The sequence below is a fragment of the Bacillus sp. AFS031507 genome, assembly GCF_002584635.1.
GTDB lineage: Bacteria > Bacillota > Bacilli > Bacillales > Cytobacillaceae > Neobacillus.
The window spans coordinates 64,139-81,102 of sequence record NZ_NUOW01000025.1 but is presented as its reverse complement, the minus strand read 5'-3'; the positions used below and the strand labels follow the sequence as shown (position 1 = coordinate 81,102).

Genomic DNA, 16,964 nt, shown 5'->3' with positions numbered 1-16,964 from the left:
AACTAAAGATTTATCGTTCATAAACGGTATGAAGGACAAATGTAGCTGCAGGAATAAGAGATTTGTCCTTCATAAGCGGTATGAAGGACAAAAGTCGCTTCAGGAACAAGAGATTTGTCCTTCATAAGCGGTATGAAGGACAAAAACCGCTTCAGGAACAAGAGATTTGTCCTTCATAAGCGGTATGAAAGACAAAAGCCGCTTCAGGAACAAGAGATTTGTCCTTCAGAAGCGGTATGAAAGACAAAAGCCGCTTCAGGAACAAGAGATTTGTCCTTCATAAGGGTCGCTTATGACACGTTATTAATAGTCAACGAACTCCTTTAGATCCTATATCGGTTCGGTAATGTGCACCTATAAAAGAAACCTTTTCTACGGATAGGTAAGCCACCTCTCTTGCTTCCTTCAAATGGTCGCCAATGGCAGTGATTCCCAGTACACGGCCTCCATTTGTAAGCATTTCGCCATCCTTTAAAGTGGTACCGGCATGGAATACAATAGCCGGATCAGTTACATGATCCAATCCTTTTATTACCTGGCCCTTTTCGTATGGTCCCGGATAACCAGCAGAAGACATAACCACGCAAACAGCAGACTTGTCTTTCCATTTCACCTCTACCTTTTCTAATTCTCCGGTGAGACTTGCCAGCAAGATATCAAGTAAATCTGTTTCTAGCAGTGGAAGAACTACTTGTGTTTCCGGATCGCCAAAGCGTGCATTGTATTCAATAACCTTTGGACCTGATTTTGTCAGCATTAAACCGGTATATAGAATCCCCTCAAAAGGACAGCCTTCCGCTGCCATCGCTTTTGCCGTTGGTTCGACTATTTCATGAATAATCCGCTCAACCATTGATGAATCAATATGTGGTAACGGCGCATAAGTTCCCATTCCTCCAGTGTTTGGTCCCTGGTCACCATCATTAACCGGCTTATGGTCCTGTGCCGGAACCATTGCCTTTACAATAGTCCTATTCACAAAAGCGAGCAGGGTCAATTCTTCTCCTTCTAAAAATTCCTCAACAACCACCTTCGCCCCCGCCAAGCCAAAGGAAACTTCTTTCATCATACTTTGAAGTGCATCTTCCGCTTCTTCCAGTGTTTTTGCCACAACCACACCTTTTCCTGCAGCTAAGCCATCCGCTTTGATCACAATTGGTGCCCCTTCGCTGCGAACATAAGCTAGTGCGTCCTCATAGTTTGTAAACGCAGCATATTTAGCTGTCGGAATCCCATAATTGATCATTAATTCTTTAGCGAATGCCTTACTTCCCTCTATCATTGCCGCTTCCTTTGAAGGGCCATAAACCGCTAATCCCTGCTCTTTAAAATAATTAACAATACCCAATGAGAGAGGCTCTTCTGGTCCTACAAAGGTAAGATCGATTTGTTCCATTTTAGCAAAAGTGGCTAATTTCTCTATATCTGAAACCGTTATTGAAACACATGTTGCTAACTCTGCAATCCCAGGATTGCCCGGAGCACAATAAATTTGAGTAACTTTAGGACTTTGAGACAGTTTCCAAACAATCGCATGCTCACGGCCTCCTCCCCCTATGACTAACACCTTCATTTCGTTTTACCTCCAGGTCTTTCTTTTCCTTCAATAAATCCAATGCATCTAGCCTTTCTCATCTCGCTGCCTCCCAATTCGCCAGTCTTTGGATCACTTCTGGTAATAATCTATGCTCCTGCTCTTGAATTTTTTCAATTAAGGTTTCTCTTGTCTCGTCCGATTCGATTGTGACTGCCTGTTGGGCAATTATGGGTCCTGTATCCATTCCTTCGTCGACATAATGGACCGTGACCCCAGTCACCTTTACCCCATAATCGAGCGCTTGACCAATGGCATCTTTTCCTGCGAATGCTGGTAATAAAGACGGGTGGACATTGATGATTTTCCGATCATAAACCCGGAGTAATACATTCCCCAGCAGTCTCATATAGCCAGCCAATACGATAAAATCAACCTTCCTTTGTGTTAACTCGTCAAGGATCTCTAATTCATAAGCTTTTTTGTTTGGATAGTCCTTAGCAAAAAAAGTAAACACCGGGATCCGTTCATCCCTTGCTTTCTGTACTGCAAGGGCTTCAGGACGGTCACTGACCAGTAAAACCACTTCAACGTTAATGATTTTTTTCGAATGAATGGATTCTAGAATCGCTGAAAAATTAGAACCCGTACCAGAAGCAAAAACTGCAATCTTCATACTTACTCCTTCTTGAATACGACGTCTTCAGTACCTTTTTGCACTGTACCAATTACGAAGGCATCCTCACCCAACGTTTGCAGGTGCTCGATAATAGCTGTGGTGTCTGCAGAATCTACGACTAATATCATTCCAATTCCCATATTAAAGGTTCGGAACATATCATAATCTGAAATTTCGCCTGATTTTTGAATAAAGGAAAAAATTCCTGGGACCTTCCAAGATCCCTCCTTAATTTCAGCTTGATAACCCTTTGGAAGAATTCGTGGAATATTATCATAAAAACCTCCTCCGGTTACATGAACAAGACCATAGACAGTATATTTTCTTACAGTTGAAAGGATGGATTTTACATAAATTTTGGTTGGTTCAAGCAATACGCTTCCCAGTTCAGCCCCCAATTCATCCACATAGTCACCTAATGAGAGCTTAGCATCCTCCAAAAGAACTTTCCGGACAAGTGAAAAGCCATTGCTATGTACACCACTTGAAGCTAAACCAATTAGAACTTGACCTTCTTTTACTTTCGAACCATCAATGACATGTTTTTGATCTACCATACCAACAGTAAAGCCTGCAATATCATATTCCTCGTCCTGATACATTCCCGGCATCTCGGCAGTTTCACCGCCAATTAGGGAACACCCCGCCTGCACACATCCATCAGCAATCCCTTTAACTATGGCTTCAATTTTTTCCGGGATGATCTTACCGCAGGCTAAATAATCTAGAAAAAAAAGTGGCTCGGCTCCTTGGACGATGACGTCATTCACACACATGGCAACCGCATCGATTCCAATGGTATCATGCTTGTTCATGGCAAAAGCAATTTTCAATTTGGTCCCTACTCCATCCGTACCAGAAACAAAAACAGGTTCTTCCATCTTCGTTAAATCTGGTTTAAATAGAGCCCCAAACCCTCCTAATCCCGTTAGAACCTCTGGACGGAAGGTTTTTTTTACATGTTTTTTCATTCGTTCAACGGCTTCATTTCCCGCATCGATATTGACTCCAGCTTGGCGGTAAGCATCACTCATTCGTTTCTCTCCTTTACGGTAAACTTGCAGAGATTTCCTGCATGTTGAGCTTTTTTAATAATCCTGAACGCATTATGTTAGGAATTGCATTCTTCCAGGCTTCTTCCAATGTAGTAATCGGTTGAGAAATAACGGTCTTTCCATTATGTGTAATTGATAGTTCCTGACCTTTTACCCTACCGATTTCTTTTATGGGCACCTCCATCTGTTGTGCCATTTCTTTTATCTTCTCCGCAAGTTCCGGAGAAACGGAAAGAATAATTCGAGATTGCGTTTCACTAAAGAGGCTTAAATCCGTTCGCAGTTCATCAGTTAACTTGATTTCTGCTCCCAACTTCCCACCAATACAGCTTTCAGCTATCGCTATTGCTAAACCGCCTTCTGCCGCATCATGAGCCGATTGGACTAATCCTTCTTGAATGATCTTAAGGGTAAAAGCTTGTATCTTCTTTTCCAAATCTAGGTTTAACTGCGGCGGGCGCCCTTCGATCTTTCCATTCATTATTTTTTGGTATTCCGACCCGCCTATTTCGGCTTTGGTTTCCCCAATTAAATAAATTACATCTCCGTCTTTTTTAAAATCCTGAGTTGTAATGTGAGCGATATCTTTAATTAACCCAACCATGCCAATGGTTGGTGTTGGAAAAATAGCTTCTCCTTTTGTTTCGTTATATAGGCTGACGTTTCCGCCAATAACAGGAGTATTGAGTTGACGGCACGCTTCACTAATCCCATCCGCTGCCTTTTCAAACTGCCAGAAGATTTCCGGCTTTTCTGGACTTCCAAAGTTCAAGTTATCTGTAATAGCTAAAGGCTCTGCACCGGAACAAACGACATTACGCGCCGCTTCTGCTACCGCGATAGCTCCTCCAACAAACGGATCAAGATAAACATACCTTCCATTGCAATCCGTTGTCATCGCCAAGGCTTTTCGTGTTCCACGGATAGCAACTACAGCCGCATCCGATCCAGGTATGACTGCCGTATTTGTTCTAACCATATAGTCATACTGTTGATATACCCACTCTTTGCTGGCAATCGTAGGCGATGCTAGCAGCTGCTGCAGAACTGAATGATAATCCTTTGGCTCTTCAATAGCTGCAGCTGTGTCTAAGGAAGAATATTTTTCATAATATGGCGCCTCTTTAGATGGCTTACAATACACCGGGGCATCTTCTGCCAGCTTGTCTGCGGGGATTTCCGCTACGATTTCTCCCTTGTGAAGTAAACGGAGTTGGTTATCATCAGTCACCCGGCCGATCACAGCGGAGTGGAGCCCCCATTTATCAAATATCTTTTTTACTTCTCCTTCTTTTCCTTTTTTCGCAACAACCAGCATTCTTTCTTGTGATTCGGAAAGCATCATTTCGTAAGCATTCATTCCTTTTTCTCGCTGTGGAACGAGATCAAGATCCAATTCAACGCCATTTCCCGCTTTACTGGCCATTTCAGAGCTTGAGCTGGTTAACCCAGCCGCCCCCATATCTTGTATCCCGACCACATGACCAGAGGCGATCAATTCAAGAGTGGCTTCCAGCAGCAATTTTTCCATAAAAGGATCGCCTACTTGGACGGCTGGACGTTTCGCTTCGGAATTTTCACTCAACTCTTCTGAAGCGAATGTAGCTCCATGTATGCCGTCTCTTCCGGTAGCAGCTCCAACATAAATGACAGGGTTACCAATCCCTTTTGCCACGCCTTTTTGAATTTCATCATGGCTGATTAAACCCACACACATGGCATTAACAAGGGGATTCCCTTCATAGGAGGAATCAAAATATATCTCTCCGCCAACCGTTGGAATGCCCATACAGTTACCATATCCGGCAATACCTGCAACCACATTTTCAAAGATATATTTGGTTTTTGGGTTATCAAGTTCGCCAAAACGAAGAGAGTTCATTAAAGCGATCGGGCGTGCACCCATGGAAAAAACATCCCGAATGATACCGCCAACTCCCGTTGCAGCACCTTGATAGGGCTCAATGGCCGAAGGATGATTGTGGCTTTCAATTTTAAACACGACTGCTTGATTATCACCGATATCAACAATACCTGCTCCTTCTCCAGGGCCTTGCAAGACATGCGGGCCGGAAGTCGGAAAACGTTTGAGCACTACCTTCGAATTTTTATAGCTGCAATGCTCGGACCACATGACACTAAATATGCCCGTTTCGGTATAATTTGGTTTCCGTCCAAGAATTTCGATTACTTTATCAAATTCTCCATCGGTTAATCCCATTTCCCGATAGACCTTCTGCTGGGCGATTTGCTCAGGATTTGGTTCTTTATGCTGTACCATGTTGTTTCCTCCAGTAACTTAAAATAGATGAAAACATACGTTTTCCGTCATCAGTTCCCAGCCATTTATGAACCGCGCGTTCCGGGTGGGGCATTAAACCTAATACATTTCCTCTCTCATTGATTACCCCCGCAATCTCAGAAATCGACCCATTTGGATTCGTCCCTTTATACCTGAATACGATTTGATTGTTCTTTTCTAATTGATCCAATGTCTCTTGATCACAATAATAATTTCCGTCGCCATGGGCAATTGGAATACGTATCGTTTCACCTTCCTGATAGTCTAATGTGAACGGAGTTTGGTTGTTTTCTACTTTTAAATCAATGGTGTCACAATGAAATTTTAACCGCTGATTTCTTCTTAAAGCACCTGGCAAAAGATTAGCTTCAGTTAGTATTTGAAATCCATTACAGACACCAAGAATCAATTTCCCTTCTTCAGCCGCAATTTTCACCTGCTCCATGACAGGAGACAAGCTCGCAACAGCCCCAGGCCGCAAATAATCTCCATAGGAAAAACCACCTGGAACAAGAATCGCATCATATTTTGATAGGTCCGTTTCTAGATGCCAAACATATTCGACCGTCTGTTCAATCGTATCTAAAACAGCTTTATACATATCCACATCGCAATTTGAGCCAGGAAAAACCAGCACAGCAAAGTTCAACTAATTCCCCTCCTATCCTTCCTGCTTAGTAAGATCAAACCGATAGTCTTCAATCACCGTATTGGCTAACAGCTTCTCACACATATCCTTTACTCGTTCTGCTGCCGCCTTTTGATCATCGCTATTAATTTCAAGCTCCATATATTTTCCTATTCGTACATCTCCAACCTCATCATATCCTAGTGAATGCAGCGACTCATGAACGGCATTTCCTTGTGGATCTAAAACACTTTCTCTTAAGGTTACATATACCGTTGCTTTAAACATTGACACTACCCCCAATTCTCCTTAATATTTCTTGATAGGCTTCCTCAACGTTCCCTAAATCCCGTCTAAACCGATCTTTATCTAACTTTTCCTTTGTATTGGCATCCCAAAATCGACACGTATCCGGAGAGATTTCGTCCGCTAAGATAATAGTGCCAGCAGGGGTTTTTCCAAACTCTAATTTAAAATCCACTAAGATAATATCTTTGTCTAACAGATATTCGTTCATAATATCATTGATTTTTAATGCTTCCTTTCGAATGACTGCTATATCAGACTCTCTAGCCAGCCCAAGAATGGCAATATGATCATTGTTAATCAAAGGGTCCCCCAGCTCATCATTCTTATAGTAGAATTCCACAATGGTTTTTGGGAGTTCCTTCCCTTCCTCCCATCCCAGCCTTTTTGCAAGTGAGCCCGCCGCTATATTGCGAACGACAACCTCAATCGGGATAATCACTACCTGCTGAACAATCTGCTCAATTGATGAAATCTTTTTAATAAAATGATTATCCACGCCTTTTTCTTTTAGCAAACTTAGGAAAATGGCACTAATTTCATTATTTAGAGTTCCTTTTCCTGCTATTTGACCCTTTTTCTCACCATTGAAGGCAGTGGCATCATCTTTATATTCAATCCAATACTTTCCTGGTTCTGATGTTTTAAACACTTTTTTCGCTTTACCTTCATAAAGCTGTTCTAATTTTTCCATTATTTTTCACTCTTTTCACTCGTGGGTTATGTTTTAGCCGGACGACTATAATAGCCGCGTATCCTTATGACCAAATTCCAAGATCCTTAATTTGCTTGTCTATTTGCTCGAGAGTTGAACCTAAAAAATTAATGTGACCCATTTTCCGATTTTCTACGCTTTCCTTTTTGCCGTATAAATGAAGTTTGGCTGTTGGAGGAAGCTGTTCTATTTTATCTAGCACTTTACTTAAATGCTGACCCAAAATATTAACCATTATAATCGGACTTAAAAGAGTAGTATCTCCTAATGGCATTCCACATATTGCCCGAATATGTTGCTCAAATTGAGAAGAAATACATGCGTCCATTGAATAATGCCCGGAATTATGAGGTCTTGGTGCTAACTCGTTCACGATAATTTCACCATCATTCGTAAGGAACATCTCTATCGCAATTAATCCTACTACTTGTAAGGAGTCTGCTATTTTCAATGCTGTAGATTCCGCTTGAATCCTTTGCTCATCCGTGATTCTTGCAGGAACGAAGGACTGATGCAGGATATTCTTAATATGGACATTTTCAGCTACTGGGAATGTCTTTGTTTGACCTTGAATATTTCGGGCAACAATCACTGATAATTCTTTACTAAACGGGATAAATTGTTCGATGATCATGTCCATCCCTGCCTTATTCCAAGCCTCAATGGCAATTGGAATTTCATCCCTGCTTTTTATTACCCATTGCCCTTTCCCATCGTATCCCCCTGTAGCGGTTTTCATTATGAAAGGGAATCCCAAACGATCGATAGCCGTCTCAATGTCATTTTCCGATTGTATGACCAAGAAAGGAGCTACTGGCACATTGAAGGTCTTTAAAGTGGATTTTTCCCGAATCCGATTTTGGGTTATTTTGAGCAGCTCGCTTCCTTGAGGTACAAAGGATGTAGTTTCTAACATGGAGGTTATAGTAGAATCTACATTTTCAAATTCATAAGTAATAACATCTGAGGAATCTGCTAGTTCTTTAACTGCTTTAAGCTCAGAATAGGGAGCTGTGATTTGATGATCTGCAACTTGTCCACAGGGTGAGTTAGGTGTCGGATCCAAAGTAATGAAGCGATATCCCATATTTCTACCAGCCATTGAAATCATTCTTCCTAGCTGGCCTCCCCCTAAGATACCAATCGTTGAGCCGGGTTTTATGACTGTCAAAGTATTTTTCCTCCCTCATCCTTTTTTAAACTTTTCATAATTTTAGGTTTTCCTGAAACACACTCCTTTACTTTTTTAATTTAAAAAAAATTTGATAGTTTACCAAAACCGATTTAATCAACTAGACCATGAAATAAAAGGATAAAAATTCTGCTTTCGCCAAAAATAATGAAATGAAATCAGGGGAGGAATATAATAATGGATTCAGAAATGAAGGAGAAATGCGGTGTATTTGGAGTTTTTAATCACCCCCAAGCGGCCCATTTAACATATTATGGACTTCATGCCCTTCAACACCGTGGCCAGGAGAGTGCAGGAATTGTGGCTAGTGATGGAAAATTATTCAGACATCACAGGGGCATGGGATTAGTTACCCAAGTATTTTCACGTGAAATTCTGGATGGACTAAGCGGAAATATGGCCATCGGTCATGTACGATATTCTACTTCTGGAGCAAGTTTACTACAAAACGCACAACCTCTTGTTTTTAAGTACAGTGAGGGCGATTTGGCCGTTGCCCATAACGGGAACCTAGTGAACGCCAATATTGAACGGAAGGTTCTCCAGCAACAGGGTGCCATCTTTCAGACAACAACTGATACGGAAATTATTGCTCACCTAATAGCCCGATCCAGTAAAAAATATTTTGATGAAGCTGGACCAGATGTCCTGAAGCGGATTGACGGTTCCTTTGCTTTGGTGATCATGACTGATAAACAAATGCTGATTGCCCTGGATCGTCATGGGTTACGTCCCCTTAGCCTTGGAAAAATTGGTGAATCCATTATCGCGTCTTCAGAAACATGTGGGCTTAATGCGGTTGATGCTAAGTTCTGGAGGGATGTTGAACCGGGCGAATGGCTTCTTGTGAACGAGAAGGGAATAAAAACAGGCAGATTTGCTGCAAAAGGTGACGTTTCCCTTTGCTCCTTTGAATTTGTTTATTTTGCTCGTCCAGATAGTGTGATTCATGGAAGAAGTGTATTAGCCATACGGAAAGAATTAGGCCAAATTTTAGCAAAAGAACATCCGACACCAGCTGATGTTGTCGTTGCTGTACCAGAATCGAGTGTCCCTGCAGCAATGGGTTATGCCCAACAATCAGGAATTCCTTATGAAATGGGAATCATCAAAAACCCCTATGCCGGTCGTTCATTTATTGAACCAACCCAAGTATTGAGAGACTTGGCCGTTCGTCTAAAATTAAGTGCAGTGCGAGAAATTCTCGAGGATAAGCGGGTCGTGCTTGTTGATGATTCGATTGTTCGTGGAACGACAAGCAAGCGAATTGTTGAATTGATCCGTCAGGCAGGAGCCAAGGAGGTCCATGTACGAATAAGTTCCCCTATGGTAAGAAATCCTTGTTTTTATGGAGTGGATATGCCGACAAAAGAAGAACTTTTTGCTAACAAACATGAACATGAACGAGCAATGGGAAATGTGATTGGAGCAGATTCATTAGCCTTCTTAAGTACGGAAGGGTTATTAGAGGCGGTAGATGTAGATCTTGCAGAAACAAGCAGTCGCTGTATCGCCTGTTTTAGCGGAGCATATCCAACTAAATTGTATTTGAAGTGATCATCTTAATTAAACTAGGACCTCCAAAAATGGAAGTCCTAGTTTATCATTATATTTATTCCCGAATAAACCCAAACTTTTGAAATTAAATTATCTTTTCATTCTTAATTGAGATTAAAATTTTTAATGTTAGTTTAGATGTTACGATAAAGAAAAACCTTCAAATTTATGAAGGTTTTAGCTTATTATTACGATATTTGATTCCAGCCTAGCAAAGAAAGAAATAGGCGTCCTATTTCCCCTGAAGATCTCTACTTAATTAATTTTTATCATTTTCGTACGCGATAACCACTACTTTTTTATGTGCTTGCTCGCTTATTTTTTCTTCTAGTGATTGAATTTCATTAATCAAATTAGGTGAAAGCGTAGCTGCAACATACTGAGTTTCATTAACCATTTTCATTACTCCTTTACGATAATTGTCTTAGGTATTATTAAAAACCTAAATTAAAGATTTTCCTGCATCAGGAGAAAGAATTGGATCCCAGCCGGTAATAATAGCACTTTTTCTGCCTGAATATCATTATTATTCAGTTCACTTCAATGTCTTATTCATTTTCTTAATTGTCTACCCCTCAATTTGAAATTCCTGTGGAGAAATTTGATTGCCTTGTGCATTATTATTATTACACCACCTTTTGAAAGGATAAATTTTTCTTTTACTCCCAAAAATAACGGATCTATACGCAACTGTAGCCTGGTCAGGAAATCTTCAGCCTGAATTTCAAACAGATATCAGTTTAAAGACTTTTCTTGGAAGAGGCAGCGGTGAGTCCTTTCAAATGAGGTTCGAAGGTGAAGGCTTTGTTGTAATCCAACCCTACGAAGAGGTTTACATGAAAGCAAAGCAAAGTTAGTTGGGTTGGTGAAAAAGGTAAACACCAAAAAAAAGTTCCTGGTACCATCCAAATTTGATGATACCAGGAACTTTTTTTTGCTTTCTGGCTTTCACCATTTATTACCCTCTTCATCTCCTAAATGTAACAAAGTCTACATTAACAGGTTCGCTTTCATTAGCTCTCAGAAGTAGATTGATCTGTCCTCGGTGATATTGACCATGTAATGCAACATGGGTCAGGATATCCCTTACCAAATTTTGAAACTCTTTGCCTTTACTTTTTCTGTATGAAACGATCTGTTCGAGATCAGAATTGGATAAACCAGAAAGAAATTCTTTAAAGTTTTGCAGATTTTGATTAACAAGTTCTGCACAGGCTTCTAAACTGACCTCTGCCCAAATAGGTAAATGGGAACTGTCCGATCCTTTTAACCTAGTAAACCACACATGTTCTGCCAAAAGTATATGTGAGAATAGATTCTTAACTTGTTTGTTCTCTCCTTCCATATTTTTTAAGGTTTCTAGAATTCGATGATTAGACCAATGTAAATGCTCAAACATATTTCGAATCGTTTCCACATTACCACCTCCATTTATTTAAACAATATGTATAATCAAATAGAATTTAGAACCATTTACATTTTAGACAATACCAACATATTTTTGTTATAAATCATTACTAATTTTAGGTATTATCATCGATAGGTTTCCAACCATAACTGTAAATGTTAGAATCATATAGTTGTTATATTCTATCTACTACAGGTGGTGTGTTGTGAAAGAATCTGTACTAATACAAGAAAACAAAAGAATCAAACTGAAATTTAGTTTTCTAAAAAAAGACATTGTCTTTACCATTTCACTTATTTTAGCAGTGACAAGCTCTTTAATTTATCCTCCAAAATTGGAGTATATAAATTTTCAAGTGCTATTTATTTTATTTAGCCTGATGCTAACGATAAAGGCGTTGGAAGAACTTAGATTTCTTGATAAATTCGCAATAGCTATCATTAATAAATGTAATAATAGCCGGTCCGTTTCAGCCATATTAATTTTGTTATGTTTTTTTACTTCAATGTTTGTGACGAACGATGTGGCACTGCTTACTTTTGTACCTTTGACTCTTGTTAGTAGCAGAAAAACCAAAATTCCCATGATGGAGACAATTATCCTGCAAACTATTGCAGCCAATATTGGAAGCAGTTTAACACCAATGGGAAATCCGCAAAATTTGTTCATTTATTCTCATTATGGAATCAAGCCATTACCCTTTTTTTCGACCGTCCTATTCATGGCTGTCCTTGGGATATGTTCTATATATATCCTTATAAAAAGAATGCAAAATAGAGACTTGAAAGTAGTTCTTACTCCCATGCTATTAGACGATTGGAAAAAACCAGCTGTCTGGGGATTAATCCTAGCAATAATCATCGCTTCTATTTTTGGAATGGTCAGTTACCAGGTTGCCTTCGTGGTTACATTCATATCCGTGATCATTTTGAATGTAAAATTATTGATAAAGATTGATTATCTGCTGCTGTTTACCTTTATCTGTTTTTTTATCTTTATCGGAAATATTTCCAATTCAAACACATTACAAGCATTTGCCAGTGCAAATTTGAAAGACACTACTTCCGTCTATTTTATCTCGATATTTTTAAGCCAATTTATTAGTAACGTCCCTGCTTCTATCCTCCTGGCAGAATTCACAACAGATTGGAAACCTTTATTATTGGGAGTGAATATTGGCGGACTAGGGACCATTATTGCATCATTAGCCAGTGTGATTTCTTACAAACTATTCATTCAGGCAAATCCAACCGAGAGTAAAAAATATATTATTAAATTTAGTCTCTATAATTTTTCCCTTTTAGCGTTTTTAAGTTTGATTCAGTACTTTATCATTAAACTATTTTAAAATGAGCTTTTTCATATGCAGTGTATTTAAAAAATCAGGCACCATCCAGAGAATTGGATATGCCTGATTTTTTATTAAAAGGGAATTCCTATGATTAAGTCTCTCCAACCTGAACTAATTTTCTTTTGACCGGTCAAAGAAAAATATCTTACCTTCTTTAGTTGGAAAAAGATTTAACTCCTTAACCTTATCTGCGTGATTCGTCATGATTTCCTTAAAAACTTCATTCGCGGATTTATTTTTTGTTTCTATCCCCAATTTTTCTGCGGCTTGGAAAATTCGTTTTTCTCGGACCTCATGGGCTACTTTACGAAGATTTTTATTTTCAATAGAAATGCCTAGTTCTTTAGCGTCTTTTTTAATCTGTGACTCATGAATTTCATGGACTAAATCCTTTAATTCTTTGCCATTAGTCGAGATTCCTAAATCCTTGGCCACTTTTTTTATGTGGGTTTCACGAACTTCATTGGCTAAATCATATATTTCTTTGCCTTCAATCGAAATACCCAACTCTTTCGCTTCATTTTTGATTACTGTATCTCGGACTTCTTTCTCCAATGATTCTATGTCCTTCCCTTTGGTGTCAATCCCTAGCGATTCGGCCTGCTTTTTTATAAACTCAGGATCGTGTTTAAAATAACCTCGACCATGGTCTTCTGTTGCCTTTACTTGTGCGTTATCCTCTGTAGTTGCAAAAACCTGCACTGAACCTAGAAATCCAAACAATAAAACCATTACACAAATACAGGTCCTCTTCATCTTTCTCATCATGTGATATCCTCCTAAAATGGTTTGGGTATTACAGATGATAGGATGTCCATAAGATATTACCAATTTATGAACAAGTTGTTAAATTTTGTATAACCTTTCTTATATTTTTCTTTGCTAAAATTTAAGGATTCATTATCTGAGATGAGATGAGATGAGTAAGGGATTTTTCGAATTGAAGAATTTATTTTGAAGAGGATTTTTCATAAAATTGTAATATTTTCGAGCTGTTCAAAGCATATCTCCTTCGTCTTTAAAAAGAAAAAGCCCCTGTTACATATGGAATTAAAAGGAGCCTTTTCACCCTATTATCCGTTGCATTAAGAAATACACTTTCCTTCAATTCGATAACCCCAACAAATTCTCCAATCTCTTCCTTAAAGACTGTTTGCCGTCCGCTGACACATCTTGCTGTTTTCTTTCAGAATTATTAACATACTCCCATGCAGACTCGGCATTTTTTTCCACTTCCTGTTGTTTAAGTCCAATCATTGTTTGGTAATCATACATTCGCATCTATATTTTCTCCTCTCATAAATTAAAGAATAAATTCTTAGCATCATAATAAAGCCCGAGTGTATAAAAGACGACTGTTCGGTTTATTTGCTGGTTCAACGATTCTTAATTTGTCCCTGATATTATCAGCAGCAATTTTATAAGTGCAAAAAAACAAGCCGATTAGATTGGGCTTGCCTTAATGTACCGATAGTTCTTTAACTCTTAGGATGAACATTTTTTTTATTTCATTTAATACCTCTTGGTATGGATAATCTTCGTATACAATTGTCTGCGAGACCACTCCATCGATCATGGACCAAAATAGATCTGCAAACACTCCGGGATTCACATCTTGTTTTATTTCACCAGACTTTTGCCCTTCTTTAAGAATATCTGTTATTTGAGAAATAAAATATTTTTGCCTCCGATCCCGTAAACGTTCCGTTAATTCTTTGTTCCTTGAAGAATGAAGTTTGAACTCTAAGTGAACCGAAAAACGAGCTTTATTTTCCTCTACAAAAGGATTTATATCTAGGTAAATATCGAACAAGTAGTTTAGTTTTTCAATGGCTGATACCTTTTTAGAAATTTCCTGATTCAGTTCGTCATGTGTTTGATTCGTTTCCGTACTCATTAATTCTAGGTAAATTTCATCCTTACTTTGAAAGTAATTATAAATAGCACCTTTACTGATACCAGAATGCTCTACAATGTCATTTATCGTAGCGACTTCGAAACCTTTTTTAGCAAAGCAAACAAAAGCACTCGACAAGATTTCTTTTTTCTTTTTCTCTTTATAATCATCAGAAACAATTGGTGGCATATTGATCCCCGCCCTTATTATTAATCATTCACGATACATTATATGAAGGTAAATAAAAAAACGACCGCCCGGTTTATTTAAATTTTAGCTTATCGCCCTCGATAAAAGCAACCAAAATTTATTGTAAATAGAAATCACAACAAAAGCCATCGAGTTTTCGATGGCTTTTTGTTTATCGAACTTTTTCTAAATGACGTACCATTTGCCCGTAATGACCTGTTACATGCTGAACGATTAAATGGTCGACTAAGAATGATAACGGTTTTCCGTCAAAGTTTGGATTATAACTTGGAGCTGTTTTTACTAGATCCTCTTCTTTAACTCTAGCAAGTGCTGCCTCAACCTTCGGTACTAAGTTTAGTAGTTTAGTTATGGCATACTCTTTCTTAATTCGAGATACAACCTTTTCATCTACTGCAGCTAAACGACGTACATGTTCATGATTCCGTCCCCATTTTGCACCTGGAACAACTAACAATGCTTCCAAATCGGCTACCCAAAAATCTACCGCTTCTAAAATATGAGAAACAATTTGCATGGCGGACCATTCTTTTTCAGAAGGTTTAACATAAAGTGTCGCCTCTTCCGTATTTTTCACTACCGCTACAATATCATCTACACTCTTTTTAAAAGTTTCTAATCTTTCATTCAGTACTGCTGTCGTCATCGTAATAAGCCCTCCTACAATTCACTTATTGTGAACTTTCAACACTTTCGTGTAAATAGTATTATAAGTATAGATTAAAAATGCGCTAGAGTTGGCTCTAACGCATTTTTGATTTGCGTAAAGTTGTAAATTAGCAATCGACACGTTGGTAATTTTTATTGAAATAGCCATATAGGAAATCAACAATCTTGTAATCTGTTGGTTTGTGTTGTTCGAAAATAAAGTTGCGAAGTGAAATGGTTGTTGGGTCCTCCGCGTGAATGATTTCTCCCCATTTACGGGCTGTTGTTTGTACCATTGCAGAACGTGGAATTCGCATTTCTTGGTATGCTTTAAATGCTTCTTCGTAAGTATTATGTTCTTTTAATTTCGCACCTAGGACAAACGCATCTTCAAATGCTTGAACGCCGCCTTGAGCTAAATATTGAAGCATAGCATGACCAGAATCCCCTAATAGCGTAATGTTGCCTTTTGTCCAATTGTCGATTGGTTGTCGATCATACATTTGCCAATGGAATTGACGGTTAATATAAGATAAAGCATTTTGAACTTTTGGATGACTATTTTCAAAACGGCGAGTAAGTTCTTCTGGATTTCCCCAGTCTTCTACAGTAGCATCATAGGATTTAAATACCACTACTTGGTTGTAAAGCTCTCCACGACGAACTGGATATTGTACTAAGTGCAGGTTTGGCCCAATCCACATGATGACATCATCTAAGTCTAAGTTTGAGTTATTTGCCACTTCTTCAATTGGAATCGTTCCACGGTAAGCTACATACGCAGAGTTTACTGGTTCATCTTCAATCAATAGCTTGCGCATGTTTGATTTTACCCCATCCGCACCTATTACTGCTTCCGCACTAAACGTTTCACCATTTTGGTTGACAACTGTTACAGTATCACCATTTTGTCCTGCGGTTTGAATGGTTTGGTTTGTAAAGAATTTGATATTGCTGCTTTTTTGACATGCTTCATAAAGAACTCTGTGTAAGTCAGAGCGATGCAATACGATATATGGCTGCCCGAATTCTTTTTGGAAACCTTCCCCTAAATCAAGTGTTACTAACTCTTCTGCAGTATAAACATCTTTTAGGACCAGACGTTTTGGTACTACCGCATGCTTTAAAATTTCTTCCTTTACTCCTAGACGGTCTAACACTTCTAACGCGTTTGGTGCTAACTGAATACCTGCACCTACTTCTCCAAATTCAGGTGCTTGCTCAAAAATTGCTACTGATTTACCAGATTCCTGGATTGATAGGGCTACGGCTAAACCACCGATTCCTCCACCTACTACAATAATATCGCTTACATTAGTCGTCATTGAAAATTCCTCCCAAATAGGTTATTATCTTCTACAAATAGTGAACAATGTTCCCAATAAGTAAACTTTAAATCATCTTTCACTATTTCGTCAATACAAAAATTTTTAAATTCTGAAATTTCTTTTAATCAATTTTTCTACTACACTATCCAAAACC

At 38.8% G+C, this 16,964-nt stretch carries 17 protein-coding genes and 1 pseudogene; 3 read left to right on the top strand and 15 right to left on the bottom strand.

The window, feature by feature from the left end:
- Nucleotides 1-310 precede the first annotated feature (310 nt).
- The 8 genes from purD to purK all read right to left on the bottom strand — a co-directional run bounded on the left by purD (nt 311) and on the right by purK (nt 8,390).
- On the bottom strand, nt 311-1,573 hold the full coding sequence (gene purD / locus COE25_RS21765; protein WP_098934115.1) for a phosphoribosylamine--glycine ligase: 1,263 nt from the start codon (nt 1,571-1,573) through the stop codon (nt 311-313).
- Between the two features lie 58 nt (nt 1,574-1,631).
- Nucleotides 1,632-2,210 (bottom strand): phosphoribosylglycinamide formyltransferase, encoded by a 579-nt coding sequence (purN, locus tag COE25_RS21760; RefSeq protein WP_098934114.1) that lies wholly within the window; start codon nt 2,208-2,210, stop codon nt 1,632-1,634.
- 2 nt (nt 2,211-2,212) lie between these two features.
- The gene (purM, locus tag COE25_RS21755) at nt 2,213-3,247 is read right to left on the bottom strand and encodes a phosphoribosylformylglycinamidine cyclo-ligase (protein ID WP_098934113.1); all 1,035 of its coding nucleotides are present in this window, start codon (nt 3,245-3,247) and stop codon (nt 2,213-2,215) included.
- A 13-nt stretch (nt 3,248-3,260) separates the two neighbouring features.
- Complete coding sequence (gene purL, locus COE25_RS21750) at nt 3,261-5,549, bottom strand: phosphoribosylformylglycinamidine synthase subunit PurL (RefSeq protein WP_098934112.1); 2,289 nt, start codon at nt 5,547-5,549, stop codon at nt 3,261-3,263.
- Nucleotides 5,536-6,219, bottom strand: a complete 684-nt coding sequence (purQ, locus tag COE25_RS21745) for a phosphoribosylformylglycinamidine synthase subunit PurQ (protein ID WP_098934111.1) — start codon at nt 6,217-6,219, stop codon at nt 5,536-5,538. Before purQ ends, purL begins: the two co-directional genes overlap by 14 nt.
- A gap of 12 nt (nt 6,220-6,231) precedes the next feature.
- A complete protein-coding gene (gene purS, locus COE25_RS21740; protein WP_088088195.1) occupies nt 6,232-6,486 on the bottom strand; it encodes a phosphoribosylformylglycinamidine synthase subunit PurS in 255 nt (84 codons plus the stop codon).
- Complete coding sequence (gene purC / locus COE25_RS21735; protein WP_098934110.1) at nt 6,479-7,198, bottom strand: phosphoribosylaminoimidazolesuccinocarboxamide synthase; 720 nt, start codon at nt 7,196-7,198, stop codon at nt 6,479-6,481. The genes purS and purC overlap by 8 nt, the downstream gene beginning before the upstream one ends.
- A 64-nt stretch (nt 7,199-7,262) precedes the next feature.
- A complete protein-coding gene (purK, locus tag COE25_RS21730) occupies nt 7,263-8,390 on the bottom strand; it encodes a 5-(carboxyamino)imidazole ribonucleotide synthase (protein WP_098934109.1) in 1,128 nt (375 codons plus the stop codon).
- A 198-nt stretch (nt 8,391-8,588) separates the two neighbouring features.
- On the opposite strand from purK, the gene purF reads away from it, so the two are divergent.
- Complete coding sequence (gene purF, locus COE25_RS21725; protein WP_098934108.1) at nt 8,589-9,968, top strand: amidophosphoribosyltransferase; 1,380 nt, start codon at nt 8,589-8,591, stop codon at nt 9,966-9,968.
- Nucleotides 9,969-10,227: 259 nt separating this feature from the next.
- Here the strand turns inward: purF and COE25_RS30960 are convergent, their stop codons facing one another.
- A complete protein-coding gene (locus COE25_RS30960; protein WP_180247566.1) occupies nt 10,228-10,365 on the bottom strand; it encodes a hypothetical protein in 138 nt (45 codons plus the stop codon).
- Nucleotides 10,366-10,633: 268 nt separating this feature from the next.
- Between COE25_RS30960 and COE25_RS21720 the strand changes: the two are divergent.
- Nucleotides 10,634-10,825, top strand: a pseudogene (locus tag COE25_RS21720) (AIM24 family protein); the annotation flags it as partial.
- A gap of 110 nt (nt 10,826-10,935) precedes the next feature.
- On the opposite strand, the gene COE25_RS21715 reads toward COE25_RS21720, so the two are convergent.
- The gene (locus tag COE25_RS21715) at nt 10,936-11,385 is read right to left on the bottom strand and encodes a DinB family protein (protein ID WP_098934107.1); all 450 of its coding nucleotides are present in this window, start codon (nt 11,383-11,385) and stop codon (nt 10,936-10,938) included.
- 196 nt (nt 11,386-11,581) lie between these two features.
- Between COE25_RS21715 and COE25_RS21710 the strand changes: the two genes are divergently transcribed.
- Nucleotides 11,582-12,724 (top strand): SLC13 family permease, encoded by a 1,143-nt coding sequence (locus COE25_RS21710; RefSeq protein WP_098934106.1) that lies wholly within the window; start codon nt 11,582-11,584, stop codon nt 12,722-12,724.
- A gap of 114 nt (nt 12,725-12,838) precedes the next feature.
- On the opposite strand, the gene COE25_RS21705 is transcribed toward COE25_RS21710, so the two are convergent.
- The 5 genes from COE25_RS21705 to COE25_RS21690 all read right to left on the bottom strand — a co-directional run bounded on the left by COE25_RS21705 (nt 12,839) and on the right by COE25_RS21690 (nt 16,807).
- Nucleotides 12,839-13,495: a hypothetical protein gene (locus COE25_RS21705; RefSeq protein ID WP_098934105.1), complete on the bottom strand. Its 657-nt coding sequence runs from the start codon at nt 13,493-13,495 to the stop codon at nt 12,839-12,841.
- 336 nt (nt 13,496-13,831) lie between these two features.
- A complete protein-coding gene (locus COE25_RS30955) occupies nt 13,832-14,008 on the bottom strand; it encodes a hypothetical protein (RefSeq protein ID WP_180247565.1) in 177 nt (58 codons plus the stop codon).
- A gap of 178 nt (nt 14,009-14,186) precedes the next feature.
- The gene (locus tag COE25_RS21700; RefSeq protein WP_098934104.1) at nt 14,187-14,813 is read right to left on the bottom strand and encodes a TetR/AcrR family transcriptional regulator; all 627 of its coding nucleotides are present in this window, start codon (nt 14,811-14,813) and stop codon (nt 14,187-14,189) included.
- Nucleotides 14,814-14,985: 172 nt separating this feature from the next.
- Nucleotides 14,986-15,480, bottom strand: a complete 495-nt coding sequence (locus COE25_RS21695) for a DinB family protein (protein WP_098934103.1) — start codon at nt 15,478-15,480, stop codon at nt 14,986-14,988.
- A gap of 130 nt (nt 15,481-15,610) precedes the next feature.
- Complete coding sequence (locus COE25_RS21690; protein ID WP_098934102.1) at nt 15,611-16,807, bottom strand: FAD-dependent monooxygenase; 1,197 nt, start codon at nt 16,805-16,807, stop codon at nt 15,611-15,613.
- Nucleotides 16,808-16,964 lie beyond the last annotated feature (157 nt).